This window comes from uncultured Porphyromonas sp. (assembly GCF_905372525.1).
Classification (GTDB): domain Bacteria; phylum Bacteroidota; class Bacteroidia; order Bacteroidales; family Porphyromonadaceae; genus Porphyromonas.
The window spans coordinates 1-26,983 of the sequence record NZ_CAJPPN010000031.1 but is presented as its reverse complement, the minus strand read 5'-3'; the positions used below and the strand labels follow the sequence as shown (position 1 = coordinate 26,983).

At 57.0% G+C, this 26,983-nt stretch carries 18 protein-coding genes, 3 tRNA genes and 1 pseudogene; 10 read left to right on the top strand and 12 right to left on the bottom strand.

Annotated features, from left to right (window positions below; genetic code table 11):
• Nucleotides 1-349: 349 nt before the first annotated feature.
• The gene (locus QZ170_RS06680; protein WP_297178968.1) at nt 350-796 is read left to right on the top strand and encodes a DoxX family protein; all 447 of its coding nucleotides are present in this window, start codon (nt 350-352) and stop codon (nt 794-796) included.
• A gap of 286 nt (nt 797-1,082) precedes the next feature.
• On the opposite strand, the gene QZ170_RS06675 is transcribed toward QZ170_RS06680, so the two are convergent.
• Nucleotides 1,083-2,744: a BACON domain-containing protein gene (locus tag QZ170_RS06675; protein WP_297178966.1), complete on the bottom strand. Its 1,662-nt coding sequence runs from the start codon at nt 2,742-2,744 to the stop codon at nt 1,083-1,085.
• A gap of 1,057 nt (nt 2,745-3,801) precedes the next feature.
• On the opposite strand from QZ170_RS06675, the gene QZ170_RS06670 reads away from it, so the two are divergent.
• The 3 genes from QZ170_RS06670 (at nt 3,802) to miaB (ending at nt 9,621) form a co-directional block, all read left to right on the top strand.
• On the top strand, nt 3,802-7,113 hold the full coding sequence (locus tag QZ170_RS06670; RefSeq protein ID WP_297178963.1) for a DUF2723 domain-containing protein: 3,312 nt from the start codon (nt 3,802-3,804) through the stop codon (nt 7,111-7,113).
• A 29-nt stretch (nt 7,114-7,142) separates the two neighbouring features.
• Nucleotides 7,143-7,775 carry a polysaccharide deacetylase family protein gene (locus QZ170_RS06665; protein WP_297178960.1) on the top strand — a complete coding sequence of 211 codons (633 nt, stop codon included), beginning with the start codon at nt 7,143-7,145 and terminating at the stop codon, nt 7,773-7,775.
• A 448-nt stretch (nt 7,776-8,223) separates the two neighbouring features.
• Nucleotides 8,224-9,621, top strand: coding sequence for a tRNA (N6-isopentenyl adenosine(37)-C2)-methylthiotransferase MiaB (miaB, locus tag QZ170_RS06660; RefSeq protein WP_297178957.1), 1,398 nt, complete (start codon nt 8,224-8,226; stop codon nt 9,619-9,621).
• Nucleotides 9,622-9,769: 148 nt separating this feature from the next.
• Here the strand turns inward: miaB and QZ170_RS06655 are convergent, their stop codons facing one another.
• The 10 genes from QZ170_RS06655 to QZ170_RS06610 form a co-directional block, all read right to left on the bottom strand.
• A complete protein-coding gene (locus QZ170_RS06655) occupies nt 9,770-10,744 on the bottom strand; it encodes a GSCFA domain-containing protein (protein WP_297178954.1) in 975 nt (324 codons plus the stop codon).
• A 32-nt stretch (nt 10,745-10,776) separates the two neighbouring features.
• Nucleotides 10,777-11,187, bottom strand: coding sequence for a YraN family protein (locus tag QZ170_RS06650; protein ID WP_297178951.1), 411 nt, complete (start codon nt 11,185-11,187; stop codon nt 10,777-10,779).
• Nucleotides 11,145-12,143 (bottom strand): GNAT family N-acetyltransferase, encoded by a 999-nt coding sequence (locus QZ170_RS06645; RefSeq protein WP_297178948.1) that lies wholly within the window; start codon nt 12,141-12,143, stop codon nt 11,145-11,147. The genes QZ170_RS06650 and QZ170_RS06645 overlap by 43 nt, the downstream gene beginning before the upstream one ends.
• Before the next feature lie 3 nt (nt 12,144-12,146).
• The gene (locus QZ170_RS06640; RefSeq protein ID WP_297178945.1) at nt 12,147-13,025 is read right to left on the bottom strand and encodes a 1-acyl-sn-glycerol-3-phosphate acyltransferase; all 879 of its coding nucleotides are present in this window, start codon (nt 13,023-13,025) and stop codon (nt 12,147-12,149) included.
• Nucleotides 13,025-15,646, bottom strand: a complete 2,622-nt coding sequence (locus tag QZ170_RS06635; RefSeq protein ID WP_297178942.1) for a valine--tRNA ligase — start codon at nt 15,644-15,646, stop codon at nt 13,025-13,027. Before QZ170_RS06635 ends, QZ170_RS06640 begins: the two co-directional genes overlap by 1 nt.
• A gap of 110 nt (nt 15,647-15,756) precedes the next feature.
• Nucleotides 15,757-17,085 (bottom strand): Fic family protein, encoded by a 1,329-nt coding sequence (locus QZ170_RS06630; protein ID WP_297178939.1) that lies wholly within the window; start codon nt 17,083-17,085, stop codon nt 15,757-15,759.
• Between the two features lie 259 nt (nt 17,086-17,344).
• A tRNA-Gly gene (locus QZ170_RS06625) sits at nt 17,345-17,417 on the bottom strand.
• Between the two features lie 13 nt (nt 17,418-17,430).
• Nucleotides 17,431-17,513, bottom strand: a tRNA-Tyr gene (locus tag QZ170_RS06620).
• A gap of 34 nt (nt 17,514-17,547) precedes the next feature.
• On the bottom strand, nt 17,548-18,057 hold the full coding sequence (gene ribH, locus QZ170_RS06615) for a 6,7-dimethyl-8-ribityllumazine synthase (RefSeq protein ID WP_297178935.1): 510 nt from the start codon (nt 18,055-18,057) through the stop codon (nt 17,548-17,550).
• A gap of 26 nt (nt 18,058-18,083) precedes the next feature.
• The gene (locus QZ170_RS06610) at nt 18,084-18,773 is read right to left on the bottom strand and encodes a tetratricopeptide repeat protein (RefSeq protein ID WP_297178932.1); all 690 of its coding nucleotides are present in this window, start codon (nt 18,771-18,773) and stop codon (nt 18,084-18,086) included.
• A 442-nt stretch (nt 18,774-19,215) separates the two neighbouring features.
• Between QZ170_RS06610 and dapA the strand changes: the two genes are divergently transcribed.
• The 6 genes and pseudogenes from dapA to QZ170_RS06580 all read left to right on the top strand — a co-directional run.
• A complete protein-coding gene (gene dapA / locus QZ170_RS06605) occupies nt 19,216-20,133 on the top strand; it encodes a 4-hydroxy-tetrahydrodipicolinate synthase (RefSeq protein WP_297178929.1) in 918 nt (305 codons plus the stop codon).
• Nucleotides 20,134-20,283: 150 nt separating this feature from the next.
• Complete coding sequence (locus QZ170_RS06600; RefSeq protein ID WP_297178927.1) at nt 20,284-21,831, top strand: lipopolysaccharide biosynthesis protein; 1,548 nt, start codon at nt 20,284-20,286, stop codon at nt 21,829-21,831.
• A gap of 84 nt (nt 21,832-21,915) precedes the next feature.
• Nucleotides 21,916-22,392 carry an SPOR domain-containing protein gene (locus QZ170_RS06595; protein ID WP_297178925.1) on the top strand — a complete coding sequence of 159 codons (477 nt, stop codon included), beginning with the start codon at nt 21,916-21,918 and terminating at the stop codon, nt 22,390-22,392.
• A 24-nt stretch (nt 22,393-22,416) separates the two neighbouring features.
• Nucleotides 22,417-23,436, top strand: a complete 1,020-nt coding sequence (gene murB / locus QZ170_RS06590) for a UDP-N-acetylmuramate dehydrogenase (RefSeq protein ID WP_297178921.1) — start codon at nt 22,417-22,419, stop codon at nt 23,434-23,436.
• Nucleotides 23,437-23,567: 131 nt separating this feature from the next.
• Nucleotides 23,568-25,067, top strand: coding sequence for a lipoyl(octanoyl) transferase LipB (lipB, locus tag QZ170_RS06585; RefSeq protein WP_297178918.1), 1,500 nt, complete (start codon nt 23,568-23,570; stop codon nt 25,065-25,067).
• Nucleotides 25,068-25,100: 33 nt separating this feature from the next.
• A pseudogene (locus tag QZ170_RS06580) lies at nt 25,101-25,493 on the top strand (DUF2721 domain-containing protein); the annotation flags it as partial.
• A gap of 1,237 nt (nt 25,494-26,730) precedes the next feature.
• On the opposite strand, the gene QZ170_RS06575 reads toward QZ170_RS06580, so the two are convergent.
• Nucleotides 26,731-26,802: transfer RNA gene (locus tag QZ170_RS06575), tRNA-Arg, on the bottom strand.
• Between the last annotated feature and the right edge of the window lie 181 nt (nt 26,803-26,983).

Genomic DNA, 26,983 nt, shown 5'->3' with positions numbered 1-26,983 from the left:
TGCCGAGCACAGCACTCTGCGAGTCACCGAGCCGGGTGCCCTGCGAGTCACCGAGTTCGGAGCCCTGCGATGTGTCGAGCCCGTGCCCTGCGAGTCACCGAGCCCAGCATCTGTGATGTGCCGAGTCCTACCGAGCCGGGGCTCATGCGACCTTCCACTCTTGCAAGCCCGCCCTCTTGCGTCTCCTTTCCATTGGGGACTCTTCCTGGATCGAGAGGCCCGACGAGCTGTCCCTCTACTCTTGTGTCGCCTCTCCATTGGGGCGGCACTTTCCTAGAGCCTCCTCGCCCGAGGAGGGCTTTCCTGATGACCTCTAGCCCATAGGGCTTTAATTTGCATACTGATTGATATGAGTACAAAGACCACTGCTCGCTGGGGACAGCGAGCAGTGAAGCTCCTGCTACGCTTCGCCGTAGCCTCCTCCCTCCTCTCTGCTGTAGCTGATCGTCTGGGGCTATACCCTAGGGCGATGAGTGTCTGGGGGGATATGCAGACCTTCTCAGACTATACCCATAGCTTGATGCCGTGGCTACCGAAGCCAGACCTGCTCCTGCCGGTGGCTGTCTGGGGCAGTACAGTGTGTGAGCTCCTCTTTGGCCTAGCGTTACTGCTCGGCTTGCGCCTGCGCCTCTTCGCTCTACTGACGGGGTCTTTGATCCTGATCTTTGCGCTGGCGATGGCGACCTCTGTAGGTCCTAAGGTGGTCTTCGACTACTCCGCTCTCAATGCGGCTGGGGCAGCCTTTGCGATCGCCTATATGGGCAAGGGGTGGCTCGAGCTGGATTCACATTCCTAGGGTGTAGCTGGACTTCCTCCTGTGGGGGTGGCTAGGGCCTTTTCTGAGATGTGCACAGTCCTACTTCGTGAGTAGCTAGGGTGGCTTTTGCTCCCTCTCTGGAGGGGCACTGAGCCCTAAGGTAAGCCCTTTGACGAGAGAGCCCCGACGAGCATATCGCTCGTCGGGGCTCTCTCGTTGTATCTACTCACCTTGGGGGTAGATCCCTCTCAGCGTGAGTCGTTGGGGCGCTCCCTCGGGAGACGCCGGGGTCTCTCCGTGGGGCGATCTCTTTGGGCTAGGAGCTCTAGCGGAGAGGAACCTTAGCCAGTGCGGCCTCGATCTTAGCTAGCTCGGCCTGGTGAGCCTGCATAGCTCTCAGGTAGCTCTTGTAGTCGTTGAGGGTCTGGACAGAGAAGTTGTTCTTACCCTCGACGTTGCTGTAGAGCGCCTGGATCTCTAGGATGTAGCGGCCCTCATATAGTGTCTTGGGGACACTGAGGACGTAGGCGAGCTTCGTCTCCTTGTTGAGGAAGGCTGTACCGCCGTTGCTGAGCACTCCGAAGTACTTGAAGCCATTCTTTTCGAGGAGCTCACGTACTTCCTTCGAGAGGTGGAAGGTGCCAGTGAGGTCCTTCCAGAAGGCGAACTCAGTATTGTAGAAGATAGCCTGTACACTCATCGTGACATCGTAGTACTCGTCATCGGGCCCGATCCCCTTCTTCTTGTCTTCCTGTACGTAGAAGTAGCCACGGACGATCTCGGTCTCGAAGCTCTTCGTTACTAGGAAGCGGTCATAGTACTTGTAGGGGAGGTCTTCCTTTCTCTTGCTACCTAGGTCGGTCTCGATCTTGCGGATCTCGTCACGCTTCTTACCCATCTTCTTCAGGTCTCTATTCCCGAGGTGCTTGATCTGCTCCTGCATGGGGAGCTTGTCGAAGGTCTTGCACTCCTTGTCCTGACGTGGATCGTAGGTCGTGGTCATGATGATGCTGCTCTTGTTCTTGACCTGTACCTTGATCTGCAGTGGGACGCTGACGCCCTTGTAGATGAAGGTCTCCCCATCCTTGGAGCTTTCTTGGAGCTTGAAGCCGTTATCCTGGAGGAAGGTGTTGAAGTGTTCGTTATTGACGAAGAGCGAGACTTCGTTGCTCGTGCTGGTAGCGGAGGTGAAGCCGAGAGCATCCTTGCTGGAGAACTCGTACTGGATGTAGGTCATCGTCTTGCTACGGGTGGCGACACGGTAGGAGGTAGAGTTGAAGAGTCCGTCGGGGAGCTGGATCAGGGCGTGGCCACGTCTGGCTTCTTCGCTCATCACCTCGCCGAGGCCGGCGGGGAACTTGATGATAGGCAGTACGTACTGTACTGTGCCCTGCTGGCGTACTTCGATCTCCTTGGTCGTGGTGCCGAAGGTTAGGAGGACTTTAGCCTTGCGTTCATACTGCTCGGTGCTAGGCTTGGCTGTCAGCTTGAAGCTCCGGGCTGTGACGTCGCTGATGGTGAGCCAGTCTACGGTCGTCGCGAGCTCGACCTTGGGGGCAGTACCGCTGTTGCTATCGAACTTGATCGTCCGTGCTTCGCCCTGCTCGGAGAAGGAGATCGAGGGGGTCTCTGTCTCGAAGATGACATCGGCGGAGCTCTGTGTGACGGCTACACGCTTCTGTAGCCCCCCGGCGTTGACGACGACCGAGGCCTTACGTAGCTGTCCATTCTCGTTGCGAGTGGCCTTGACCTTGAGGGTGTTGCCAGCTTGTTCGACGGAGAGCCAGGCTTCGTTGGTCGAGAAGGCGGACCAGTTCTCCTTGTTGGTGGTGACGGTGACCGTCTGCTCGGCTCCTTCCTTGGCGAAGGTTAGGGTCTGGACGGAGAGGTCTAGGCTAGGCTCCTCGATCTCGTTCTGCGTCTTACAGGCGGGCAGAGCAAGCAGGAGGGCTAGGCAGCCGAGCAGGTACTTGATGTTACGTCTCATAGGTGTAGAGGTGTATGTGAAATAGGGGGTAAGGAGGGTACATGATAGGTACCCTGAGTGTATAGTAAGTATGCGCTACCCATGGGTACTCGTGGAGTCCCGGCAGGAAAGGGTAGGGAAGGGAAAATGTGTGGCACTAGGACAGTCCCCCAGCTCTGTGCGAAGCATCGGGGTTGATGTATCCAGCCCTAGCGGGTCGTGGTGTCATGTGCACCTCTCTCGGTGGAGAGGGCTCGTATACAGATGGTCAAGTGGCCGAGAGGGGAGCGTCTAATTTGTGGAAGTGAGTAGGGCTTCCGAGGCTCTATAGTACGGGATGGGGGGCCGGCCCAGCTTCCCGCAGGTGACGAGGATCACCGAGTGCCTCTACAGCCCGCTGTAGGCGTGTAAGCTACTGCCAGTGCGATCATAATGTCTATTCCTATTACTGATATGGTGACCTATTGGTCTAATCCTGCCTCAAAGTTAGAGAATAGTTCGTTAAACAACAAGTGTTCACGTGATTATTCTCTGATTGGTGGGGCGTACCCCCCTCTCACACTGGTCGAGTGGGCCGAGTGAGAGGGAGTGACTTTTCCCCGTATCCTAGCGGTCTGAGACCGAAGGTGATCGAAGTGCTGTGACGCTCTCGGTAAGAGCGTCTCGATCACCTTACATAGGTGACGGAAGGGCTCTCGGTAAGAGCGTCCCAATCACCTTACATAGGTGATGGAAGGGCTCTCGGTAAGAGCGTCACGACCCCCTTACCTAGGCGACGAAAGGACTCTCGGGGAGGGGCGTCACGAACCCTTTGCCTAGGCGGTAGAAAGGGGCTCGAGGAGGGGGCGGGAGGACTCTCGGGTGGGCTCCGTCTGTCGCTCTGTGGGGCAGGTGATGAGTAGACCTCAGCTCGTGGGGCGATAGAGTAGGTGATGGGGTAGGTGATGGGGTGGGATGATGGAGCGAGGAGGATACGGGGGGAGAGGTATCGGGATGTTGCTCATATTGACTATCTTTGTGCATATTTTCATGGCGTATAGAGCCCTACTCTACCCGGTGGGGCATAAATAAGAAATACATGAATTGGAAACAATTTAACCGAGCAAATAACCTCCTCGGGTGGCTGGTCTTCGCAGTGGCTACCCTGAGCTATCTGCTCACGATCGGCCCCTCTGCGAGCCTCTGGGACTGCGCAGAGTTCATCGCATGCGTCTTCAAGCTGGAGATAGGTCACCCGCCCGGTGCCCCCTTCTTCATGCTCGTCTACAACGTCATTACCCACCTCGGTGGGGGGCTAGCGCATGTGGCTCTACTGGCCAATGCGACGAGTGCCCTACTGAGTGGCTTCACCATCCTCTTCCTCTACTGGACGATCACGCACATGGTGCGTCGGGTGCTGACCCCTACGGTGCGCCTACAGCCCGGGGGCATCGCTCCCGAGGGTGAGGTGATGAGTCGGGGGCAGGGGATCCTGATCCTAGCCTCGGGGCTCGTGGGGAGCTTGGTCTATACGTTCTCGGACTCCTTCTGGTTCAGTGCCGTAGAGGCGGAGGTGTATGCCTTCAGCTCGCTCTTTACGGCCGTGGTCTTCTGGCTGATGTTCAAGTGGGAGGAGCGTAGCGAGAATGTACGAGCCGATCGCTGGCTCGTCCTCATTGCCTACCTCATGGGGCTCAGCATCGGGGTACACCTGCTGAACCTCCTCTGCCTACCTGCTATGGCTCTGGTCTACTACTACCGCACGACCAAGCAGGCGACCCTCAAGGGGGGGGCGATCGCCCTCCTCGCCTCCTTTGCCCTCGTGGGGCTGATGATGTATGGGGTCATTCAGGGGGTCCCCAAGCTGGCGGGGAAGTGGGATATGCTCTTCGTCAATGGACTCGGCATGAGCTACAATAGTGGTCTGTATGTCTACCTCATCGTCCTGGCGCTGGTCCTCGTATGGGGGGTATATGAGACGCAGCAGGCTCTCGCGGGGCGTAGTGCCTCGGGCAACCTGCGCCTGCGTCTCTCGCTAGCCTGCTCCCTCATCCTGATGGGGCTACCGTTGATCGGTGGGGGCTGGATCGCCGTCCTGCTCTCGCTGGCTATCCTAGGCTTCCTCTACTACTACAAGGCGATCACCTCCCGCACGGCACACCTCATCCAGATGTGCCTCGTAGCGATCGCCTTCGGCTTCTCCACCTACGGGGTGATCCTCGTACGTGCCGTGGCTGATCCTCCGATGAATGAGAATTCGCCAGCCGATGCCTTCACGCTCCGCTACTACCTAGCCCGCGAGCAGTATGGGTCAGCCCCTCTGATCTATGGTCCTACCTTCGCCTCTCAGGTCAAGTATGGCCCAGACGGACGTCCTATGATGAAGGAGGAGGAGCCTACCTATGGTCGTATCGACAAGGCTAACCCCAAGGCTGCCGATGAGTACGTCGTCCGCAGTCTCAAGGAAGAGCCTGAGTACGAGGACGGAGGGATGATGCTCTTCCCCCGTGTCTATGACCGTGGCCATGCAGCGATGTACAACTCATGGATCGGTCGTGCGGAGGATGATACGACGATACCGACCTTTGGCGATAACCTCACCTACTTCATCAACTATCAGGTGAATTACATGTATTGGCGTTACTTCCTCTGGAACTTTGTGGGACGACAAAACGACCTACAGGGAGACGGTGGACTGCTCCGTGGGGGCGTGATGACGGGTATTCCCTTCATCGACTCGATCTTCTACGGAGATACCGATGCACTGCCTGAGCAGATGACCGATAATAAGGGGCACAACGTCTACTATGCGCTTCCTCTCCTGCTGGGGCTCCTAGGGCTCTTCTTCCAGATAGGCTATGGACGTAGGGGTACGGAGAGCTTCTGGACGACGTTCATGCTCTTCTTCATGACGGGGCTTGCCATTGTACTCTATATCAATCAGTATCCAGGGCAGCCCCGTGAGCGAGACTATTCTTTCGTTGGTTCATTCTATGCCTTCTCTATCTGGGTGGGCTTCGGTGTGACTGCCCTAGGGGTCTTCGCTAGTCGCCTACTCGAGGGCAAGGCAGCGAAGAAGTCCAGTACCAGTACAAGCTCCAAGGGCACTCGGCCAGTAGCGATCACCGCTACTACGGCACTCATCGTATCGCTGGTGGGGATCCTCATCCCCATCCAGATGGCTGGGCAGAACTGGGACGACCACGACCGCTCAGGACGTACCGTGGCTGGTGATATGGGACGCAACTACCTAGAGAGCTGTGCGCCCGATGCCGTGCTCTTCTGCTACGGGGACAACGATACCTTCCCCCTCTGGTATGCCCAGGAGGTCGAGGGGGTACGTACCGACGTCCGTACGGTGAATCTCTCCTATCTCGGCGGTGACTGGTACATCGATCAGATGAAGAAGCAGGCCTATGAGGGACGTCCTCTGCCGATCGGTCTCCTACCCACTTCCTACTACTATTACAACCTCTATGCTTACCTAGCTCCTCAGGCTAAGGGCAGCCAGACGATCCCTCAGCTCCTCGGCTCGCTCGCTGGTGCACCTAGGTACAGCCCTGCTCGCCTAGACGTCTCTAGCCTCATGCTGCCTGTGGATAGCGCAGCTGCTGCGAGACGCTTCGCTAGCGAATATCCCGACCTCGTCCAGCACATCACCCCACAGATGGAGCTGTCGCTCGCTGGTAAGGGCTATCTCGATATAGGGAACCTCACGATATTTGACCTGCTAGAGGGCAACAAGTGGGAGCGTCCTATCTACTGGGCGGTCACCTCGCCACGCAATGCCTTCGCAGGGATGGATCAGCACATGGTGCAGACGGGGCTTACCTACCAGCTCTTACCGCTGAGGGCAGCAGCCGATAGCATGGGACGAGCCCTGAGCTACGGCATCGGCAACCTCGATCGGATGTATGAGACGGTGATGACGAAGTTCCGCTGGGGCGGAGCGGACAAGCCCGGCACCTACTTCGACGAGAACGCTCGCGGGATCGTCGCTACCCTGCGCAATCAGGTCTTTACGCCTCTAGCTGAGGGTTACCTCGACCGAGGGGATAAGGCTCGTGCTGTGGAGATCCTACAGAAGTGCCTCCGTGTCATCCTCGAGGAGAACGTCCCCTACGAGGTGAACTCGGTGTACTTCGCACGTACGCTCTATCGTGCGGGTCTGACGAAGGAGGCTGATCACGTCCTGCAGGTCGTGGCTCGTAAGTCCCTCGGTCTGCTGGCATGGATGACTCGCCTCTCCCCCGAGCAGCTGGATCAGATCAGCCGTCATGGCGAGCTGCAGGAGGCCTATATGGGTATCTCCTACTCGCTCGACATCGCCAAGGAGTTTGGCTCCACAGCACTCAAGAGCTACGAGGCTCAGATCGAGCAGCTCGTCCGAGCTCTAGGTGGCGGACAGTAGTTCGCCTTAGCCGATATAATATATACTAGATGGTCGAGAGACTTCTGTGTCGTGTACCGATGTGGTACCGCATGCTCATCCCAGGTGCGCGGTGGCGTATACCTGCGATCACGGGGAAGAGTATCTATCTTACGTTCGATGATGGTCCGATACCCGAGGTAACCCCTTGGGTATTGGATCAGCTCGATGAGCTGGGGGTGAAGGCTACCTTCTTCTGCGTAGCGGACAATGTCCGTCGCTACCCCGAGCTCTTCGCCGAGATCCAGCGCCGAGGACATCAGGTGGGGAACCATACCTACCACCATATCCAAGGCCTCTTCCACTCCACCAAGTCCTATATGAAGGACGTGCATGCAGCGCATGAGCTGATCCGCTCCCGCTACTTCCGTCCGCCACATGGGCATCTACGCATCTCGCAGAATATCGAGCTTAGCCACAGCTTCGAGCTCATCATGTGGGATGTCGTCACCCGAGACTACAACCCCAAGCTTAGTCCCGAGACGATCCTGGGCTACGTGCAGCGGTATGCACGTAACGGGTCGATCATCGTCTTCCACGACTCGCTCAAGGCGGAGCGTAATATGCGACAGGCTATGCCCGCCGCCGTACGCTGGCTACAGAGTGAGGGCTACCACTTCCTACGTATAGGCGACGCCCCCTAGGGGCGAGCGCTCCGTAGGGAGCATCGCTATACATACGTGTTGCCAATCGCTACCATCCCACGTAGGGGAGAGCGGCATTACCCAGACAGGGCGTATAGGAAATAGGGAAATAGAACCAATCCATCATCCAGATCAGATGACGAGCAGTGCATATATAGATAGTGTGGGAGATCGGGCTCAGTTAAGGCTTCCGAGGGCTCATGGGTTATCCGTGTACACTCAGTTAGGTGTGGATGAGTGCTCCTACGACAGCACCCCCTATAAAGAAAGCGGAGCCAGCTTCCCAGCTGACTCCAACCTATTAACCAAAACCTTAACTATGAAAAATCTTACATTTTCACTGCAAATATAAGCATAATATTTGAACCAACAAGTTCATAGAGAAAGTATCAAGTCTTCTCTCCCCATTTCACGGATCATTTACTAACGGATATTACTAGAATACACTATGACAAAAGCTGAGACAGCGGACTCTAAATCCGCAGCGTCCCCAGTGGTCAAGCGCGTCTACATCGAGACCTATGGCTGTCAGATGAACGTCGCCGATAGCGAGGTCGTCGCCTCTATCATGCAGATGGACGGCTTCCACCTCACGGAGGACCCCGAGCTGGCTGATGCCATCCTGCTCAATACCTGCTCGGTACGTGACAATGCCGAGCAGAAGGTACTCAACCGCCTAGAGTACTACCACTACATCCGCAAGAAGCGTAGGCGCAAGGTCACCATCGGTGTCCTAGGCTGTATGGCTGAGCGTGCCAAGGGCGAGTTGATCGAGAAGCATCATGTCGATCTCGTCGTCGGCCCAGATAGCTACCTCGACCTACCGAACCTCGTCGGTGCCGTAGAGCGTGGCGAGAAGGCGATCAACGTCGAGCTCTCCACCAGCGAGACCTACAAGGATGTCCTCCCGCTGAAGATCGGTGGGGTGCATATCTCGGGCTTCGTCTCCATCATGCGTGGCTGTAACAACTTCTGCTCCTACTGCATCGTCCCCTATACCCGAGGTAGGGAGCGTAGCCGAGAGCTGGAGAGTATCATACGTGAGGTCAAGGATCTAGCGAGCAAGAACTATCGTGAGGTGACCCTGCTCGGGCAGAACGTGAACTCCTACCGCTTCGTCGACGGGGACCGTGTCTATGACTTCGCCGACCTGCTGGAGGCAGTCGCCCTAGCTGTCCCCGAGATGCGCATACGCTTCACCTCGCCCCACCCCAAGGATATGGACGATCGAGCGATCCAAGCGATGGCCAAGCACCCCAATATCTGCAAGCATATCCACCTGCCCGCCCAGTCGGGCAACGACCGTATCCTCAAGCTGATGAAGCGCAACTATACCCGAGCGTGGTACCTAGAGCGTGTAGCTGCTATCCGAGCTGTGATGCCGGACTGTGCGATCACGTCCGACCTCTTCTGTGGCTTCCACGATGAGACGGAGGAGGACTTCCAGGACACGCTCAGTCTGATGAGAGAGGTCGGGTATGATGCGTCGTTCATGTTCAAGTACTCCGAGCGTCCAGGGACGTATGCTGCGAAGTACCTAGAGGATAATATCCCCGAGGAGGTGAAGATCCGCCGCCTGCAGGAGATGATCGACCTACAGAACCAGCTCTCCCTAGAGAGCAATAAGAGGGATGTGGGCAAGGTCGTCGAGGTGCTCATCGAGGGCTTCAGCAAGCGTAGCCGTGAGCAGCTCTTTGGCCGTACCCAGCAGAACAAGGTCGTGGTCTTCGACAAGCAGGGCTATCGTGTCGGACAGTACGTCGAGGTGCTCGTCGAGGATGCGACAGCAGCGACCCTCCTAGGTAAGCCCGTTCGCCCAGCCGAGGGCTTCGTCCCCGCGCCCTAAGCCCCTCTCGGTAGAGAGCTAGCTTAGCTCAAAGGAATATCCCCCATACAGCACGCTCCGAGCGTCTGTATGGGGGATAAGTCGTTTGGGATGGGAGAGCTACCCACGCTATGGGGGCGAATAGCTAGATGAGGAGCTAGATGTGGAACTAGATGTGAGATTCGGGCGAAGGGAGCTTGGCTAGGGGGTAGCGACTGAGGAAGTCCCTGACCCGTGCCGAGAGACGCTCCAGCCGCTGCGTATGTGCCTCGGTCGAGGCATGTAGTGGGCGGTGGCGAAGCTCCGAGGTGATGCGCTGTGCCTCGGCGAAGGCTCGCAGGGTAGGCTCATCCAGTGCCCACCCTGCGAACCGCTCGGCGACGAGTCGCTGCGTCAGTGTAGAGGGGTGAGCCATATCCTCGGCATAGAAGCGGTAGTCCCGTAGCTCGTCGAGCACCAGTTCGTAGGCGGGGAAGTAGTGGACGTGGTCGGGGAAGAGTCGCTGTAGCTCTTCGGTGAAGAGATGGAGTGTCGCCTTGCTCAGCGTATTGGCATGGGCTCCGTCACGTAGGTGGCGCACCGGGCTCACCGTGAGGATGAGCTGTAGATTAGGCTGTAGCTCTAGGAGCTCCCGCAGGAGGGGTGTCCATATATGGAGGAGGGAGGGGACATCGACACGCTCTCGGGTGAAGAGCTTCTCCGGGAGCTTGTGGCAGTTGCTCACGACCTCGCCTGTCTCCCGTAGGTGATAGACGTAGCTTGTCCCCCATGTGAGTAGTAGGTAGCGAAGTCTCGGGAGCTGGGTGTGAGCAGCGCAGAGCGAGGCATTGATCGCCTCTAAGGTCTCTCCACTCGTCACACGAGAGAAGGCACCATGATGCAGCAGGGAGTGGTAGAGCCCTCCGTGCTGGATCAGCTCTTCGCTCTCGAAGGGCTTCCCCTCAAGGATTCGGGACAGGGTACGGGCAATGGAGAGGGGATTGTACTGCGTCCCGAAGGGGTTGATCAAGGCCTCCATCCCCCCAGCTTGGAGGTAGCTGGGGATATGCTCGCTGAAGCAAGAGCCTAGGCTAAGGATGAGGTCACCGAAGGATAGGCTAGGCGGTGCGGGGGGCAGTGTAATGGGGGTGGAGAGTGCCGTCATCAGAGGGGGGGGCTCGTATCTGTGGGAGACCCTTACTTGTGAGGGGTGGTACGTCTGCGACGAGGTGTGGAGCCTCGGCGGAGGTTGGGGTAGAAGGCGTTGGGGATATGCTCGATGGTGTAGGTGCGATCGGGGGCGATGTCGATCGCTAGGAGGTCGTAGCGCACCTCCAGCTCTAGCGCTCGCTGGCGGATGTAGTGGTCGGCAGTGCGTATGAGGAAGCGCTCCTTGTCCGAGGTGACGCTGTCACGTGCCCTGAGGTAGCTCCCCGAGGAGCGTGTCTTGACCTCGGCGATGACTAGAGTGCCGCCCCACTGGGCGATGATGTCAATCTCGAGGTGTCCATAGCGCCAGTTGCGCTCGTGGATGGTGTAGCCTAGGCTCTCTAGGTAGCGACAGGCTAGTTCTTCACCAGTCGCACCCGTCTTGAGATGTTCGTCCATAAGAGGTCACTTTGTCCCTCCTCGAGCTCGAAGGTCTCGATGTGGCGGAGTCGCTTGTTGGGGATGATGGTGTCGATAGCTATCAGGATACCGGTCTCCTCGACGAGCCCGAAGTCATGGTTGATCGCTGTGCCGAAGACTCTCATCTTCGGAGAGAGCGCCATGTAGGCATTCACCAGCGGGGGGATGTTGTAGCCGAGGGCACGCACGGCGGTGTTCAGTGCACGGTAGTTGGCCGAGAAGTCCTTCGTGGGGAAGAGGGAGCGGATCTCCTCCTCGTCCACCTCTATAGGGAGTGGTTCGGTAGGGGTGACTAAGCCCTCGGGGTCGGAGAAGTGTAAGCGGAGGAAGTATAGGATGAGGTTGCGGGCGTGACGGTCGTAGTCCTTGTACATGGTGACCTTCCCGTAGAAGTACTTCATCTTCGGGTAGAGCACCGTGAGGGCGCCGAGGCCGTCCCAGAGGTTGTCTAGGGCAAAGAGGCTCTTCGATCCCATACGTGTCGATTGGTAGGGGAGGGAGACGAAGGAGCGACCGAGCTCGATGGTATAGGGGAGGTACTCGGAGAGGAACTGCGGGCTGAACTCAAACATATCCGCCGTAGCTAGGTGGGGTTTACCCGTGCTGGGGTCTAGCCGTACCTCATCGCCGAAGATGAAGCGATAGCCCCCAAGGATAGCCTGCTCGTTCGGATCCCAGACGATCAGCTGTCCATAGCCCTCTGGGTCGGTGTCGAACTCGTCGATATCGCAGTCCTTGCCCGTCCCCCCGCCGTAGAAGCGAAAGGCCTCCTCACGAAGGCGCCCGATCTCACGCATCGTATTCGGTGCCGAGGAGGCATGGAAGACATAGATCTCGTTGCCCCCCTTGTTGGTCAGACGTAGACGCTTATCGGGGGTGAGCTCCCCGAGGATCAGCTCCTTGGGGACAGGGGGGATGATGGGGGTGGTGTACATGTGTTACTTCTTCCTGCGCTCGTACTCATCTCTGAGGGTGTAGCAGATACTTCGTATGCGGGCGGCTTCTTCCTCGGGACGGAGGGCGCTGTCACGCAGGCTCTGCCAGGGGATCGGTTCGCCCACGATGATGCGGAAGCTCTTCCCCGCTGCCCGGAAGAGTTCGTCGGGTAGGAGGGCTGTCCCGATGTCAAACTTCATCCGCAGGGCATTCTTGAGGTGCCATATCCAGTAGAAGTGTCGGGAGTTCTGCCCCACGAAGTGTAGGGGGACGATGTCACGCTCGTGGTGGATAGCCTGCGTCACGAAGGTCTTGCGCCATATCTGGTCCTGGATCTTGCCGTCGTAGACCCGTGAGCAGAAGCCTGCGGGGAAGGTGCCGATGGGTACCTCACTCTGCATAGCCTCCTGGAGCAGGGCTACGGCCTCCTTGCCCTGCGCCCCGTGCTTATTGAGGGGCAGGAAGACAGGCTGTAGGGGCTTCAGGTGGTAGAGCATGTCATTGACCATATAGCGTACATCTCCATAGCGATGCCCCAGCATATAGGATATAGCTATACCATCCATCCCTCCTAGGGGGTGGTTGCTGGCGAAGATGCACCGTCCATGCTCGGGCAGACGCTCCGGGTGTACCCAGTCAAGGTCTAGGCGAAACTCTCCTACGAGTGCCTCTAGGAAGTCCATACCCTCTAGGTGACTGTACCGATAGAGGATATCGTTGATCTCCCGCTGGTGTATGACACGCTCCAGCGTGCGCAGGATAGGCGTAGGGAGGCGACGATGCACCTTCTCCTCGATCACCTCACCTACGTGTATGGCGTAGGGGTGATCCTGAGGAGTGTAGGCGGCCTTGTCGAAGGGGGGGAGGTGCGTCTGGCTCACTACTTGCCGGATAGCTGACGGATACTCTGCTCGATGCTGGCGATACGGCTCTCGGCATCGGCCTTCTTCTTTTGCTCTAGGGCGATGACCGCCTCTGGAGCCTTGGAGACGAAGCTCTCGTTGCTGAGCTTCTTCTCTACACCTGCGAGGAACTTCTGCTGATACTCGAGGTCAGCACGGAGCTTGGCGAGCTCCTCCTCTACGTTGATGTAGGCAGCCATAGGTACTGCGAATTCGTCGGTGCCGATGACGAAGCTTACGGCACCCTCGCTACGCTTGCCACTACGGTCGATCTCGGAGAGTCCAGCCATCTTGATGAGGACTTCGTCTAGTTCGCAGGGGTAGCTCTCGGAGGCCTCTAGGGTGAGTGCCTCACGGGGGGAGAGGTTCTTGCTCGTGCGCAGGCTACGGATCGAGGTGATGAGCTCCTGCACAGCAGCGAAGCGGGCGAGGAAGGCTTCATCGTAGGGCTCTGCGGGGCGCTGCTGAGCATTCATGATGCTCTCACCCTCCTTGCGCTCAGCTAGGCTCTGCCACAGCTCCTCCGTGATGAACGGCATGAAGGGGTGCAGGATGCGCAGGACTTCGTCAAAGAAGCCAAGTGCCTCATCACACGTCACACGATCGATCGGGGTGCCATAGGCTGGCTTGATGAGCTCCAGATAGTAGGAGGAGAAGTCGTCACGGATGAGCTTATAGACGAGGGTAAGGGCTTCGCTGATGCGGTACTTGGCGAAGAGATCCTCGAGCTCGGTCGCAGCCTTGCTGAGCACCTGACGCATCCAGTAGGAGGCGAGGCGGGAGGCCTCGGGCTGGGGAGCCTCGGAGGCATCAGCCGTCCAACCTTTGACGAGGCGGAAGGCATTCCAGATCTTGTTGCAGAAGTTGCGCCCTTGCTCACAGAGAGACTCATCGAAGAGAATGTCGTTCCCTGCAGGGGCACTCATGATGAGCCCCATACGGACGCCATCAGCACCGTACTTATCTATTAGGTCAAGCGGGTCGGGGGAGTTCCCGAGGGTCTTGGACATCTTGCGCCCCTGGTTGTCACGCACGATCCCCGTGAGGTAGACATTCTCGAAGGGCTTCTTCCCCTGGAAGGCATAGCCCGCCATGATCATACGTGCTACCCAGAAGAAGAGGATATCGGGCCCTGTGACGAGGTCTGAGGTGGGATAATAGTAGTTCAGCTCCTTGTCGTCCCGGCTCATCGCTGGGGCAAAGACCGTGATAGGCCAGAGCCAAGAGGAGAACCAAGTATCTAGGCAGTCACTCTCACGGCGCAGGTCTTCGGCCTTGAGGCTAGGCGTCTTCTGCTGTGCTAGGCGGAGTGCTTCCTCGTCCGAGCTCGCTACGACGAAGCTCCCATCGGGGAGGTAGTAGGCGGGTATGCGGTGCCCCCACCAGAGCTGGCGACTGATACACCAGTCCTTGATGTTCTCCATCCAGTAGCGGTAGGTATTCTTGAACTTGGCAGGGTGCAGGCGGATCTCATCCTTCATCACAGCATCGAGGGCTGGGGCAGCGAGGTGCTCCATACGGAGGAACCACTGCATCGAGAGCTTAGGCTCGATGGGGACGAAGGTGCGCTCGGAGTGCCCGACCTTGTTGGTGTAGGCCTCGACCTTCTCCAGCAGTCCTGCGGCGGCTAGGTCTCCCTCGATCTTCTCTCTGACCTCGAAGCGATCCATCCCAGCATAGACACCACCATGCTCGTTGAGCGAACCATCATCGTGGAAGATGTCGATCGTCTCGAGCTGGTGCTTCTCGCCGAGCATATAGTCATTGACGTCGTGAGCAGGGGTGACCTTGAGGCACCCTGTACCGAACTCTATATCTACATACTCGTCCTCGATCACGGGGACAGCACGCCCTACGAGGGGGATGATGAGGCGCTTGCCTCGGAGGAAGTGATAGCGCTCATCCTCGGGGTTGATACACACAGCGGTATCCCCCATGATGGTCTCGGGACGAGTCGTAGCCACGACGACATAGCGATCCTCTCCCTCGACGTAGTAGCGCAGGTAATAGAGCTTGCCCTGCTGCTCCTGATAGACGACCTCTTCGTCACTTAGGGCTGTGCGAGCCTTGGGATCCCAGTTCACCACACGCACACCACGATAGATCAGCCCCTGGCGATAGAGCTCTACGAAGACGTCGATGACGCTCTGGCTACGCTCTTCGTCCATCGTGAAGGCCGTGTGCTCCCAGTCGCAGGAGGCGCCTAGTCTCTTGAGCTGCTCGAGGATGATCCCTCCGTGCTCTCGAGTCCATTCCCAGGCATGCTCTAGGAACTGCTCGCGGGTTAGGTCTTGCTTCTGTATACCCTGTGCGGCGAGCCGGCCTACGACCTTAGCCTCCGTAGCGATGGAGGCATGGTCTGTCCCAGGTACCCAGCAGGCATTGAAGCCCCGCATACGAGCACGGCGCACGAGGATATCTTGGATGCTGTTATTTAGCATGTGTCCCATGTGCAGGACACCCGTTACGTTGGGTGGGGGGATGACGACAGTGTAAGCAGGGCGATGGTCAGGCTCTGAGTGGAAGAGGCGGTGCTTCATCCAGTACTCGTACCAGCGGCTCTCTACAGCCTCGGGGCTATACTTCGTAGCTAACTCCATAGCGTGTGATATAAACCTATATGAATTCTTTATTATGTCTGTGCCTTATGAGGTAGGCATGCTACCTAATTGTAGGATGCAAATTTACGTATTTTGTGTGGGATGTGTCGTTAGCTCGATGGTGAAGCCTCCGCCACGAGCCTATCGAAGTCATTACTTCGCAGATAAGCCCTCTTGATCTTGTTGAGTGCAATCTCCTGCAGGAAGCCTCGCTCCACGAGTCCCTTGAGGTCGGACTTGGCTGTTGCCAGGGTCACCCCAAAGCGCCGCTCGACCTCTCTGCCCGTCAGAGCTAGGTCGGCCTCCTGCTGGTAGAGCTGTAGTATGCTTGCCTGGCGCTCATTCAGTCCCCCGAGGCGAAGCATCGCCGTGCCCTGCGTCATCTCTTCTACCTTGCGTGTAGCGTACGCTCGGAAGCTCTCAATCGCACCAAGAAGTATACGCAGATGATACTGGGCAAAGTAGCCTAGGTCGAGCTCATCAGCCTCCACCTGCAGGAAGGCCTCTTCATATTGTCCCTTACTCTTATAGATACGCTCCGAGATGGAGATGTACTCAATGAGGCTGTATCCAGAGCGGATGAGTGACCAGTAGAATAAAGCCCTCGCTGTCCGGCCATTCCCATCTACAAAGGGGTGCATGTAGGCGATCATGAAGTGAATAATGACCGCTCGCAGGATCGGGTGGATGAAGGTCGGGGGGGGAGTGTCGTTGCAGAACTTACACAGATCCCCGACGAACTCTGCTAGCTCCTCAGCTGGGGGTGGAGTATGTACCACCTCTTTGGTGATCCCATCCTCTACAACGACATCGTCTTCACTTGTCCGGAGTCGTCCCTCATCCTCTTTGCGCTCTAGGGTATCCCGTACGACGGTGCGGTGGAGCTCTAGTAACAGCTCCTCGGTCATCGGGCTATCCTGGTGCTCCTTGATGAACTGTAGGGCACGATAGTTATTCGATATCATGCGCTCAGACCTATTGCGGGGCTTGACTCCCTGCTGGAGCATCTCCTTGGCCACCCTACGGGTCGTGGAGGCACCCTCCATCTGGCTCGATCGGATCGCTTCTTCCTCGATCGATCGGAGCAGATACTGCTTCTTCGAGGTCGCAGGAATAAGATCGGAGAGGAGCTTTTCGCTGCGTAGGGTTTGCTCGAGCTCATAGAGCACCCCCTGCATATAGGGTGTCGTATAGAGCGTGATGCCATATCGTCTCCAAATAGAGATGCTAGCAGCTCGCCGGGTCTCTCGAATATATCCCCATAGGAGGTGAGGTGTGAGCGGGGGCTGGATGGGGGTGTACTTGATCTTAGACCAATAGAGATACTCCGTATTGGCCTGGTCTATGAGCTCCCGGAGCACAGCCTCTTTCTCTGAGGAGAGCATACGGGCGAGCTCGATCAGGGGTACCCTTGGTGGAGATTCGATGGGACTACTCATAATCGATGTGCCGTAATTTGTTTCTGTTCTAGTGCAAAGGTATAAAATGCTGTAATTATATAAAATTAAAGCATTTTGCGTCCTCCGGTAGTCGTATCGGTGTGATGCTGGGTGTGGAGAGTCATAGCTCCTGGGGAGAGAGTCTCGTTAGCCTTGGTCTGGCAGTATGTGGGGGATAGAGAGGGGAGTAAAAGAAAAGCGAGGATCTCAACCGAAATCCTCGCTTTGTTTTCTTGGGTAGTAGCTCTACCAACCTATGAGCGGAAGACGGGGCTCAAACCCGCGACCCTTAGCTTGGAAGGCTAATGCTCTATCAACTGAGCTACTTCCGCAATCCTTAGAGAGTGGGCAGTGATGGATTCGAACCACCGAAGGCGTAAGCCAGCTGAGTTACAGTCAGCCCCATTTGGCCACTCTGGTAACTGCCCATCCTTTTTTGGTTTAGCGTTGCAAAGGTAGATACTATTTTTCAATTATGCAAATAGGGCGACACATCTTCAGTGCAGTCTCTGCTGCTTCGGCCCCCTTATTGCCTAGTCTACCCCCTGCACGTTCCTCTGCCTGAGCCATATTCTCTGTGGTGAGGACACCGAAGATTACGGGTACGTAGCGATCCTCTTTTCCCTCTACACTGACCAGCTGGGCGTTCAGAGAAGAGATACCGGAGGTCACCCCTTGGCAGATGTAGTCGAAGTGAGCGGTGTCCCCCCGCACGACACATCCGATAGCGATTACAGCATCTACCCCCTGAGCACGTAGGCGAGCCGAGGCATTCACGAGCTCAAAGGCTCCAGGGACACGGAAGATCGTGATCTCCTCGGCTCCTCGGGCACGTAGGACGGACTTCGCCCCCTCGAGTAGGGGCTCTGTGATGTTGCTGTTCCACTCGGATACGGCGATTCCGATGTGCAGTCCTTCGGCTGTGGGTACTTCGCTATGGTGTGGGGTGGAGATATGATTGATCGTGGACATCTTATATATAAGGTGTAGCGTGAGCCTTACTTACCTCCAGCAGCACGTGCCCGGATGAGGTCAGCCTCTACGCTCTCCGCCTCGGGGGAGGTGTAGTACTTGTCCTTGATCTGCTGGTAGGCGGCTACTGCCTGATCGTACTTGCCGAGCTTCTCGTAGACGTGGCCGGCCTTGATGAGACAGCTGGGGGAGATCGCTTCGCTATCGGCGAGCTTGGCTGCTGACTCGTAGCTCTTGAGGGCATCCTCGAGCTTGCCGAGCTGTACATAGCAGTCTCCGATCATACGCTGGATGGAGGGTGCGACGAGCTTCTCCTCGGATGAGAACTTCTGGAGCTCCCCGAGGGCTTCCTGATATCGCCCCATGTCATAGAGGCAGATCCCGGCATAGGCGTGGGCAAGGTTGGCGGCGTCGGTGCCAGAGAAGTTCTTGGCGATCCCCTCGAAGCCGGGGCTCGCTGTGGCACCCTTCAGTGCGAGGCTGTCCTGTCCCATGATGAAGTTATCCTCGGCGACGAACATTTGGCTAGAGGCCTTAGCATTGTTAGGCTCCTTGACGAACTTGATGTAGGCGAAGATAGCGATGACGGCGAGGACGACGACCACTACGGCGATAATAATCTTCTTGCCGTGGCGCTCGAAGAACTGTTCCCCTTGCATTACCTTTTCGTCAATGACGTCCAAGGTGTCCTGACCACGGTGCTCTTGAAGTGACATACGAGATGTTCTTAGTTTATTGTTTGTATCTAGTCTACTGAGTATATGATGCGCAAAGATACGACTTTATCTGTAGCTAGCCAATCTAGGTCGGGTAAGTGTACACGTGTGTACACCTCAGTATACCAGTGTGTACACTGTTGTGTACCCACGTGTACACTACCCCGCTCTAAGTATCACCCCTGTAGCCCCCTTCGTAGTAGCCCTCCTCAGGGCTAAAGCCTAGGCACTCCCGAGACAGCGATCAAGATACCCTGCAGTAGGAGAGGCTACCCCCGAGGAGCCTATGAAAAGAGCCCAAGAGGGGAGCTCACTAGGGGGAGAATGGGGATGCCCCTCGGGCTACGGAGATAATGAGGAAGCGGTGAAAATCACTACCTTTGCTAATAAATATCTTCACTGTCTCCCCCGCCAGGGAGAGGGTATAGCTGAGAGAAGACTTATGAGCAAACATCCCTTTACGGGGCTAGGTGTTGCCCTCGTTACGCCTTTTACGGACGATAATAAGATAGACTATAAGAGTCTGGAGCGACTGCTCGAGCACCTACTACGTGACCAAGCAATGGACTTCCTCGTGGTACATGGTACGACGGGCGAGTCGCCCTGTCTCACCCGCCCGGAGCGGGAGGCCGTCACTCGGCGAGTGGTCGATCAGGTCGCAGGGCGTTGTCCGATCATGGTCGGTCTCGGAGGGAACGACACCGTCGAGACGGGGGAGCGCATCCAAGCGATGGATACGCATGGCGTCAGTGGCATCCTCTCCGTAGTCCCCTACTACAACAAGCCTTCGCAGGAGGGGATCTTTCAGCACTTCTCCTACCTAGCCCAGCGCAGTGAACTCCCGCTTGTCCTCTACAATGTCCCCGGACGAGTCGGGGTCAATATGGCCCCTGACACCGTCGTGCGTCTCGCGCGCACGCATAATAATATTGTAGGGGTGAAGGAGGCCTCGGGCTTCCCCCAGCAGGCTGAGCAGATCTCCTCCGCAGAGATCCCCGAGGACTTCGTCGTCCTTTCGGGGGATGATGCGCTGAGTGTAGCCTTTGTGCAGAATGGGGCTCGGGGGGTGATCTCTGTCGTGGGGAATGCTTACCCGCGCCTCACCTCTCGCCTGATCCACCTAGCGATGGATGGGCGATACAACGAGGCCGATATGATCCAGACGGCTATGCGCCAGCTAAATACCCAGCTCTTCCAGGAGGGTAACCCCGCCGGGATCAAGGCTCTGCTACACCTGATGGGGCTCATCGATACAGAGCGTCTACGTCTACCTCTCGTCTGCGTGAGCCAAGAGCTACGTGGACGCTTGGACGAGACTCGCAGAGCCCTGGAGGGATACTCTGGGACGCTGGGTCTCTAGAGCGAGGACGCTTAGTGCGAGTGGGGCTCCATGCTAGCCCCTAGACCACCACTTTATCATCGATATACGCACCGAGAGAGGGTAGGGCTGCAAGCCCTATCCCCCTCGTGTGCTAATGAGGACGAGTCAAAGACGAATAATTAGGTAACAATGCAACAAGAGAACGAGCTCACAGAGGCCGAGAAGGCAAAGGTAGATGAAACCCTAGGAAATCTCACAGGTGATATCCAAGAGCTGAAGAAAAAGTCGGTATCAGGCTTTGGCTGGGCTACGGCACAGCAAGCCGTGGGACGCATAACGACCTTTCTTGTGCAGTTGGCCTTGGCTCGATTACTGACACCTGAAGACTTCGGTGTAGTTGCCGTCCTTGCGATTTTCCTTGCGATTACTCAAACCCTATCTGAAGCAGGCTTTAGTAGCTCCCTTACGAGACATGAGACTTTGGATGAGAGAGATTTGTCTACGGTCTTCTACTATAATTTGGGGGCAAGTTTGTTCTTCTATCTCCTTCTCTTCCTGATAGCCCCATGGGTTGCTGATTATTTTCATGATCCTAGGCTCAACCTTATCCTTAGAGTGTATGGGATTCCAAATGTTATCTACGCACTAGCCTCTGTGCAGAGGGTGTTGCTGTGGCGGCGTATGGAGTTTAAGAAGCAGATGTATGTACAACTCTTTAATGGCCTTGCCTCAGGCGTGACAGGGATTACAATGGCGGCACTCGGCTTTGGTGTTTGGTCGCTGGTGGGAATGGCCTTTGCTCAGGCTATAACGAACGTTATTCTGGTCTGGTACTATTCCCCTTGGAGACCCAAGCGTGTATTCGACAAGGAGCGATTTAAGGTGCATTTCGACTTTGGTTGGCGTATAGCTTTGACCAATGTGACTAAGGCAGTGTATGATAATGTCGCTACGATCTTTATCGGTCGCTACTTCTCTATGCGTACGTTGGGCTTGTATGGCCAGGCCAATACCTTCTATGTAGTCCCAGTCGCTGTTCTCGCAGATCCGATTAACAAAGTCTCGCTTCCTGTGCTCGTACGAGTACAAAACGAACCAGAATTACTAAGGGCTGGCTATCGCAAGGCTATGCGTCTATTGGTGCAGCTCTCAGCACCTATATTGGTTACCCTCCTAGTACTTGCTCATCCGCTCTATCACTTCCTATTTGGGACAAAGTGGATGGAGGCAGCAGGCTTCTTTCAGATACTCTGTTTCGCAGGCCTTTTATCTCCGCTAATTGACTATAATGCGAATGTGCTCATGGTCAAGGGGCGTGGAGACCTCTTCTTGAAGATCGATATTGCTAGACGCATTGTGGGTGTAGCTGCCATGGTGATAGCCCTATCCTTTAGTAGCTATTGGGGAGTTTATGGCCTGCTGTGGAGTACCGTGATTAGCCAGGTCATCTTCCTCTTCATCAATAGCTACTACTCGGGGCGCTTCATCAACTATACGATCTGGCAGCAGCTCGCAGAGCTTCTCCCCTTCTTCCTGATGAGTGGTGTCTCGGGGCTGGGCGTGTGGGGAGTAGATACCTATCTTACCTCTGGGCTCCCCGACTTCCTGAGGCTGGCGATCGGTGGCTGTGTCATGGCCGGGAGCTATCTAGCGCTGATGTTCCTCTTCGCCCGTCAGGACCTCTTCTATGTGTGGGAGCTCTTGCAGGAGCACCTACTTAAGAGGAAGAAAGGATAGCCGAAGGTATAGTTTTATTTATTTGTTACCTTTGTATATCGATACTTTTGCATATTGTGTCACCACATAATCGAAGTTTGAATTATGAAGAAAATCATCTTTGCCTCCTTGGCTCTTATCTCGCTCGTCTCCCTGAGCTCTTGTAAGGCCAAGCAGAGTGCCTATAGAAAGGCCTACGAGCAGGCTAAGCAGCGTGAGGTCGCTACGCAAGACACTAAGCCTGCCGCTCAGTACGAAGCACCAGCCGCAAGCACACCTGCAGCTCCAGTCACTGTACGCAAGGAACGCGTCTCTACCTACTCCGGCGAGGACGCTACCCGCCTCAAGCGCTTCAGTGTCGTCGTCGGGAGCTTTCAGAACCCCACGAACGCACGTAGCCTCAAGGAACGTATGGAGGGACAGGGCTACAATGCCGTCCTAGCTACCAACGATGCGGGGATGCTCCGTGTCATCGTCGCCAGCTTCGACACACGTGACGAGGCTATCGCGAGCCGTGATGCCATCCGCTCTCGCTTTGCCCCAGACTTCAAGGACGCTTGGCTCCTAGAGAACGATCTCTAGCCTTCGCTTGACCCACTACTATCTATGGAGATAAGGCAGAACTATTCGCTCCGAGCACACAACACCTTGGGTATCGATGCCCAGGCTGATTGGTTCATCACCTATCGGAGCCTAGAGGATCTGCACCTCCTAGCACGGGACGAGTACTTCCAGGAGTGTCGCTGTGTCCCTATCGGAGAGGGGAGCAATCTGCTCTTCCTTACCAACTTTCATGGGATCATCCTCTTCTCGGAGCTCCGCTCTATCGAGCTCCTAGGAGAGGATGATCAGCACGTAGACTACCTCGTCGGATCGGGCGTACATTGGGATGACTTCGTACAGCAGATGACCGACCAAGGGTTAGGAGGCATTGAGAACCTCTCCCTAATCCCGGGACAAGTCGGCGCAGCAGCGATACAGAATATCGGTGCCTACGGAGTGGAGATCTACCAGAGGATACAAGCTGTGCATACCTTCCACCGCCGTACCGCTCAGGAGCGGATATTTACCCGTGATGAGTGCGCCTATGCCTATCGCCATAGCCTCTTCAAGGAGCCTGACTACGAAGACTACATCATCACCCATGTACACCTCAGGCTAGACAAGCACCCTAGCCTACAGCTGGACTATGCCGATCTGAGAGAGCGGATCACACAGCGCCATAGTGCTCCGACCCCTGCGGACGTACGTCGGGAGGTCATCGCCATCCGAGAGTCCAAGCTCCCAGACCCCAAGGTAATAGGTAGTGCGGGGAGCTTCTTTATGAACCCCGTCGTGGAGGCTTCGGTCTACGAAGCTCTCCGAGAACAGTATCCCCATGCCCCTCACTATCCTCTGCCCGATGGTCGGGTAAAGGTGCCGGCGGGCTGGCTCATCGATACCTGTGGGCTCAAAGGTTATCGCCTAGGTCACGCTGGAGTCTATGAGCGCCAAGCCCTCGTACTCATCAATGCGGACGGCCAAGCCACAGGGCAGGAGATCGCTCGTCTGGCGGAGTACATCCAGCAGCAGGTGCAGGCCCGCTTCGGGATACACCTAGAGCCTGAGGTCCGCTATATCGTGTAGCCCTACGGGGAGCTCCGAGTGTCTCGGCAGAAGCTCCTCATCTAGTTAATCCATCAAATCCCCTCTATGTGTAGGTCCCCTCGAGTAGTGGCCTAAGCCCAACAAACTACAGGCTCCTACCCCCCTAAGCGATGAAGGTTATACTCCTAGGTACAGGCACGAGCACTGGTATCCCCGAGGTGGGATGTGGTTGCCCGGCCTGTCATAGTGACGATCCTCGTGACCGTCGCCTGCGCTCCTCTGCCCTCGTGATCACGGACTCTGGGCAGCGTATCCTCATAGACTGCGGCCCAGACTTCCATGAGCAAGCGGTATCCCTGAGACTAGATCGTATAGATGCTATCTTACTGACTCATGAGCACTACGATCACACCTTCGGGCTAGATGATGTCCGTACGATCGCTTGGCGCCAGGAGCTGCCGATCTATGGACAGGAGCGTGTCCTAGAGTCTGTGCGTAGCCGTATGCACTATGCTTTCGGCCCTCATCCTTATCCTGGCACCCCACGCCTTGTGCTCTGTCCGATCAAGGAGGGACGGGATGCGACCTTTGAGCTCTTCGGGGAGCGAGTGACTCCGATCTTCCTAGATCACGGCACACTCCCTATCGTAGGCTATCGAATCGGAGGGCTTACCTACATCACAGATATGAAGGCGATCTCTCCCGAGGAGTGGGCAAAGGTCGAGGGCACTCAGCTCCTCGTCATCAATGCCCTGCGCTACCAGCGTCCTCACCCGAGCCATCAGTCTGTCCTCGATGTCCAGGAGCACCTCTCCCACCTCCCTCGTCGCCCACAGCTGACCCTGCTGACGCACCTCTCGCACCACGCACCTCTACACCGACAGCTCCAGGCCCTCCTGCCCACAGACCTCCAGCCTGCCTACGATGGTCAGTGCCTCGAGATCGCGCAGGGGAGAGTCGAGGAGTACTCGCTCCCACCCTACGAAGAGCCCTTTGTCTACCGAGACCTCGGACGTATCGCCTATGCCGAGGCTTGGGAGCTCCAGCGCTCGCTCTTCGAGGCACAGCTCCAGGCCAAGCACGAGCAGCGCCCCACCGAGAGCTTCCTACTCTTCTGCGAGCATAATCCCGTCTTCACGATGGGCAAGCACGCCGACTCGGCCAATGTCCTGATGAGCCCAGACTTCCTGCGGGAGCACGGCTACGACTTCTACGAGGTCGAGCGAGGTGGGGACGTGACCTACCATGGACCGGGGCAGCTCACTGGGTATCCCATCCTAGACCTTGAGCGCTTCCATCTAGGACTCAAGGCTTACATTGAGCTCCTGGAGCAGTCGGTCATCGAGCTCCTACGCTTCTTCCGTATCGATGCTGGCCCCAAAGAGGGGGCTACAGGGGTATGGCTTGACGTCGGCGACCCCGCCCGTGAGCGCAAGATCTGTGCTATCGGTGTCAAGAGTAGTCGCTTCGTCACCATGCATGGCTTTGCCCTCAATGTCAATAACGACCTATCCCCCTTCCAGCTCATCAACCCCTGTGGCTTCAAGCAGGGCAAGGTCGCATCGATCGCCCAAGAGGTCGGGCAAGAAGTAGACCTCACCGTGGTCAAGCATATGCTGGTCTCGATCCTGCATCGTAGACTGCGCGAGCGTCTTGCCCCACGCTTCTAAGTACATTCACCATCACGCTTACTCATTCACCATATGAACGAGCTTAATCTCACGACACCTTCCCTTCTCTTCTCGGCCATCTCGCTGATCCTGCTGGCCTATACGAACCGCTTCCTATCCTACGCCTCTATCGTACGACACCTCAAGGAGAAGTACGAGAATGACCCCGAGGCTGAGACGACCTCGCTTGCCCAGATCGACAACCTCTACCGTCGCCTCAACCTCATCCGCGCTATGCAGATCCTAGGGGCTGGGAGCCTGCTGGTCTGCCTAGCTGCGATGTTCTTCTATTACCTAGAGTGGAACCTCCTCGGCGGCTGGGTCTTTGGGCTAGGTATGGTCCTGCTCGCCCTCTCGCTCTGCCTTTGCATCTGGGAGATCCAGATCTCGGTCGAGGCGCTGAACCTCAACCTTCGCTCCCTCAAGAAGGAGATGACTCCCTCCCTGCGCCGTCGTCCCGATGACGAGACCCTACAACGGGAGAAGTCCAAGGGCAAGAGCAAGAAAAAGAATAAGGATAAGAACCGAGACAAGGGGCAAGAGTCTCCCGCTACCCCTACAGTCCCTCAGGCTACTCAGCGACAGCAGACGCAGTCCTCGAGCAACCTCCCCCTCCCCGTCACCTCTCCCCGAGTCTCACAGGACGGCAAGGATCGCCCTCGCCGAGACGATGCCCGCGAGGCTAACCGTGGCGCACAGGACAGCTCCCGTGGAGCTCAGGAGAGCCGAGGGGCACAAGATACCCCCCGCGGAGGACAGCAGCGTCAGGGACAAGGACAGCAGCGTCCCCAGGGCAATCAACCCAATCCTGCTACCTCTGCTCAGGCTGGGACTCGGGAGCAGGGTGACCGTCGCCCCCGTCCCGAGCGTAACGGCGGTGGGGATAGCTCCTCACGCACAGCTGAAGGAGCGACTCAGACGTCTGCCCCTACGGCTCAGCGGGAGCAAGGCGAGCGCCGTCCTCGCCCCGAGCGTCCTACCGAGCCAAGGGAGCATCGCCCCGCTCAGCAGACGAGCTCGCAGGCCTCCTCTTCGGAGCAGTCTCATCGTCCCTCTTCGGTAGAGCCCAACGAGCAGGCTCAGGCCGCACAGCCCCGCCCCACGGCGATGGCTACCCCCACACCTCAGGGACAGCAAGAGGGGCAGGTACGCCGTCCTCGCCCCGAGGCTCATCCTTCGTCTGCGGAGGCCACTCCTACGTCTACTGAGCGTACGCCTTCCCAGGAGGGGCGCCCCGCTCAGACGCAGCAGAGCACTCAGCCTACCACGCAGAGCACCCAGGCAGCTCAGCAGGTACCTCAGTCCGCTCAGCCTCAGAGCCAGCCCACCCAGACCCCAGCTCCACGGCCTACACGCCCGATGAGCTACGAGGAGGCTGTAGCTCGTCAGCGTGAGCTCGCAGCCGCCAGGGAGAGCGAGCACAAGGAGGAGAAGTAGTCCCTCCCTACCCGAGGAGATAGATTAGACCCGAGCGAAGGGGGTACCCCATGAGGTACTCCCTTTGCTCGGGTCTTTTGCTTTCCTTCGGGCTGGAGGCTCCATAGGTGGAGCTTTATCCCATTCCTTTCCTAGAGGGTAGGGGAGCTTCGCCCTAGAGAGCCCCCTCTCCCTATGACGACAGCACGCACGGAGTCCTAAGCTCCCGTGCGTGCTGTCCTCTGTGTACCCCCGAGCAGAATCGAACTGCTATCTAAAATTTAGGAAATTCTTGTTCTATCCGTTGAACTACGAGGGCCCGTACCTAGCCTTCTGGGGAGGGCATCCCCGCTAGTTGCCTGCAAAGATAGTGAATTTCTCCTCGTTCCCAAGTCCCGTGGTCTCGCCCTTTGCTCCGTCCCGCTAGAGCCTTGTCCCGAGGGGAGCTCCTTACCCAGCGCCCTTACTGAGAGGCGGGTAGAGCACACTGGGGACTCAGC

Bases quoted from the DNA above. Each gene is read 5' to 3' on its own strand.
- QZ170_RS06600 (WP_297178927.1), top strand. From the start codon at position 20,284: ATGCAACAAGAGAACGAGCTCACAGAGGCCGAGAAGGCAAAGGTAGAT.
- QZ170_RS06655 (WP_297178954.1), bottom strand. From the start codon at position 10,744: ATGACGGCACTCTCCACCCCCATTACACTGCCCCCCGCACCGCCTAGC.
- murB (WP_297178921.1), top strand. From the start codon at position 22,417: ATGGAGATAAGGCAGAACTATTCGCTCCGAGCACACAACACCTTGGGT.
- QZ170_RS06670 (WP_297178963.1), top strand. From the start codon at position 3,802: ATGAATTGGAAACAATTTAACCGAGCAAATAACCTCCTCGGGTGGCTG.
- QZ170_RS06675 (WP_297178966.1), bottom strand. From the start codon at position 2,744: ATGAGACGTAACATCAAGTACCTGCTCGGCTGCCTAGCCCTCCTGCTT.
- QZ170_RS06665 (WP_297178960.1), top strand. From the start codon at position 7,143: ATGGTCGAGAGACTTCTGTGTCGTGTACCGATGTGGTACCGCATGCTC.
- QZ170_RS06650 (WP_297178951.1), bottom strand. From the start codon at position 11,187: ATGGACGAACATCTCAAGACGGGTGCGACTGGTGAAGAACTAGCCTGT.
- ribH (WP_297178935.1), bottom strand. From the start codon at position 18,057: ATGTCCACGATCAATCATATCTCCACCCCACACCATAGCGAAGTACCC.
- QZ170_RS06595 (WP_297178925.1), top strand. From the start codon at position 21,916: ATGAAGAAAATCATCTTTGCCTCCTTGGCTCTTATCTCGCTCGTCTCC.
- QZ170_RS06680 (WP_297178968.1), top strand. From the start codon at position 350: ATGAGTACAAAGACCACTGCTCGCTGGGGACAGCGAGCAGTGAAGCTC.
- QZ170_RS06635 (WP_297178942.1), bottom strand. From the start codon at position 15,646: ATGGAGTTAGCTACGAAGTATAGCCCCGAGGCTGTAGAGAGCCGCTGG.
- lipB (WP_297178918.1), top strand. From the start codon at position 23,568: ATGAAGGTTATACTCCTAGGTACAGGCACGAGCACTGGTATCCCCGAG.
- dapA (WP_297178929.1), top strand. From the start codon at position 19,216: ATGAGCAAACATCCCTTTACGGGGCTAGGTGTTGCCCTCGTTACGCCT.
- QZ170_RS06645 (WP_297178948.1), bottom strand. From the start codon at position 12,143: ATGTACACCACCCCCATCATCCCCCCTGTCCCCAAGGAGCTGATCCTC.
- miaB (WP_297178957.1), top strand. From the start codon at position 8,224: ATGACAAAAGCTGAGACAGCGGACTCTAAATCCGCAGCGTCCCCAGTG.
- QZ170_RS06610 (WP_297178932.1), bottom strand. From the start codon at position 18,773: ATGTCACTTCAAGAGCACCGTGGTCAGGACACCTTGGACGTCATTGAC.
- QZ170_RS06630 (WP_297178939.1), bottom strand. From the start codon at position 17,085: ATGAGTAGTCCCATCGAATCTCCACCAAGGGTACCCCTGATCGAGCTC.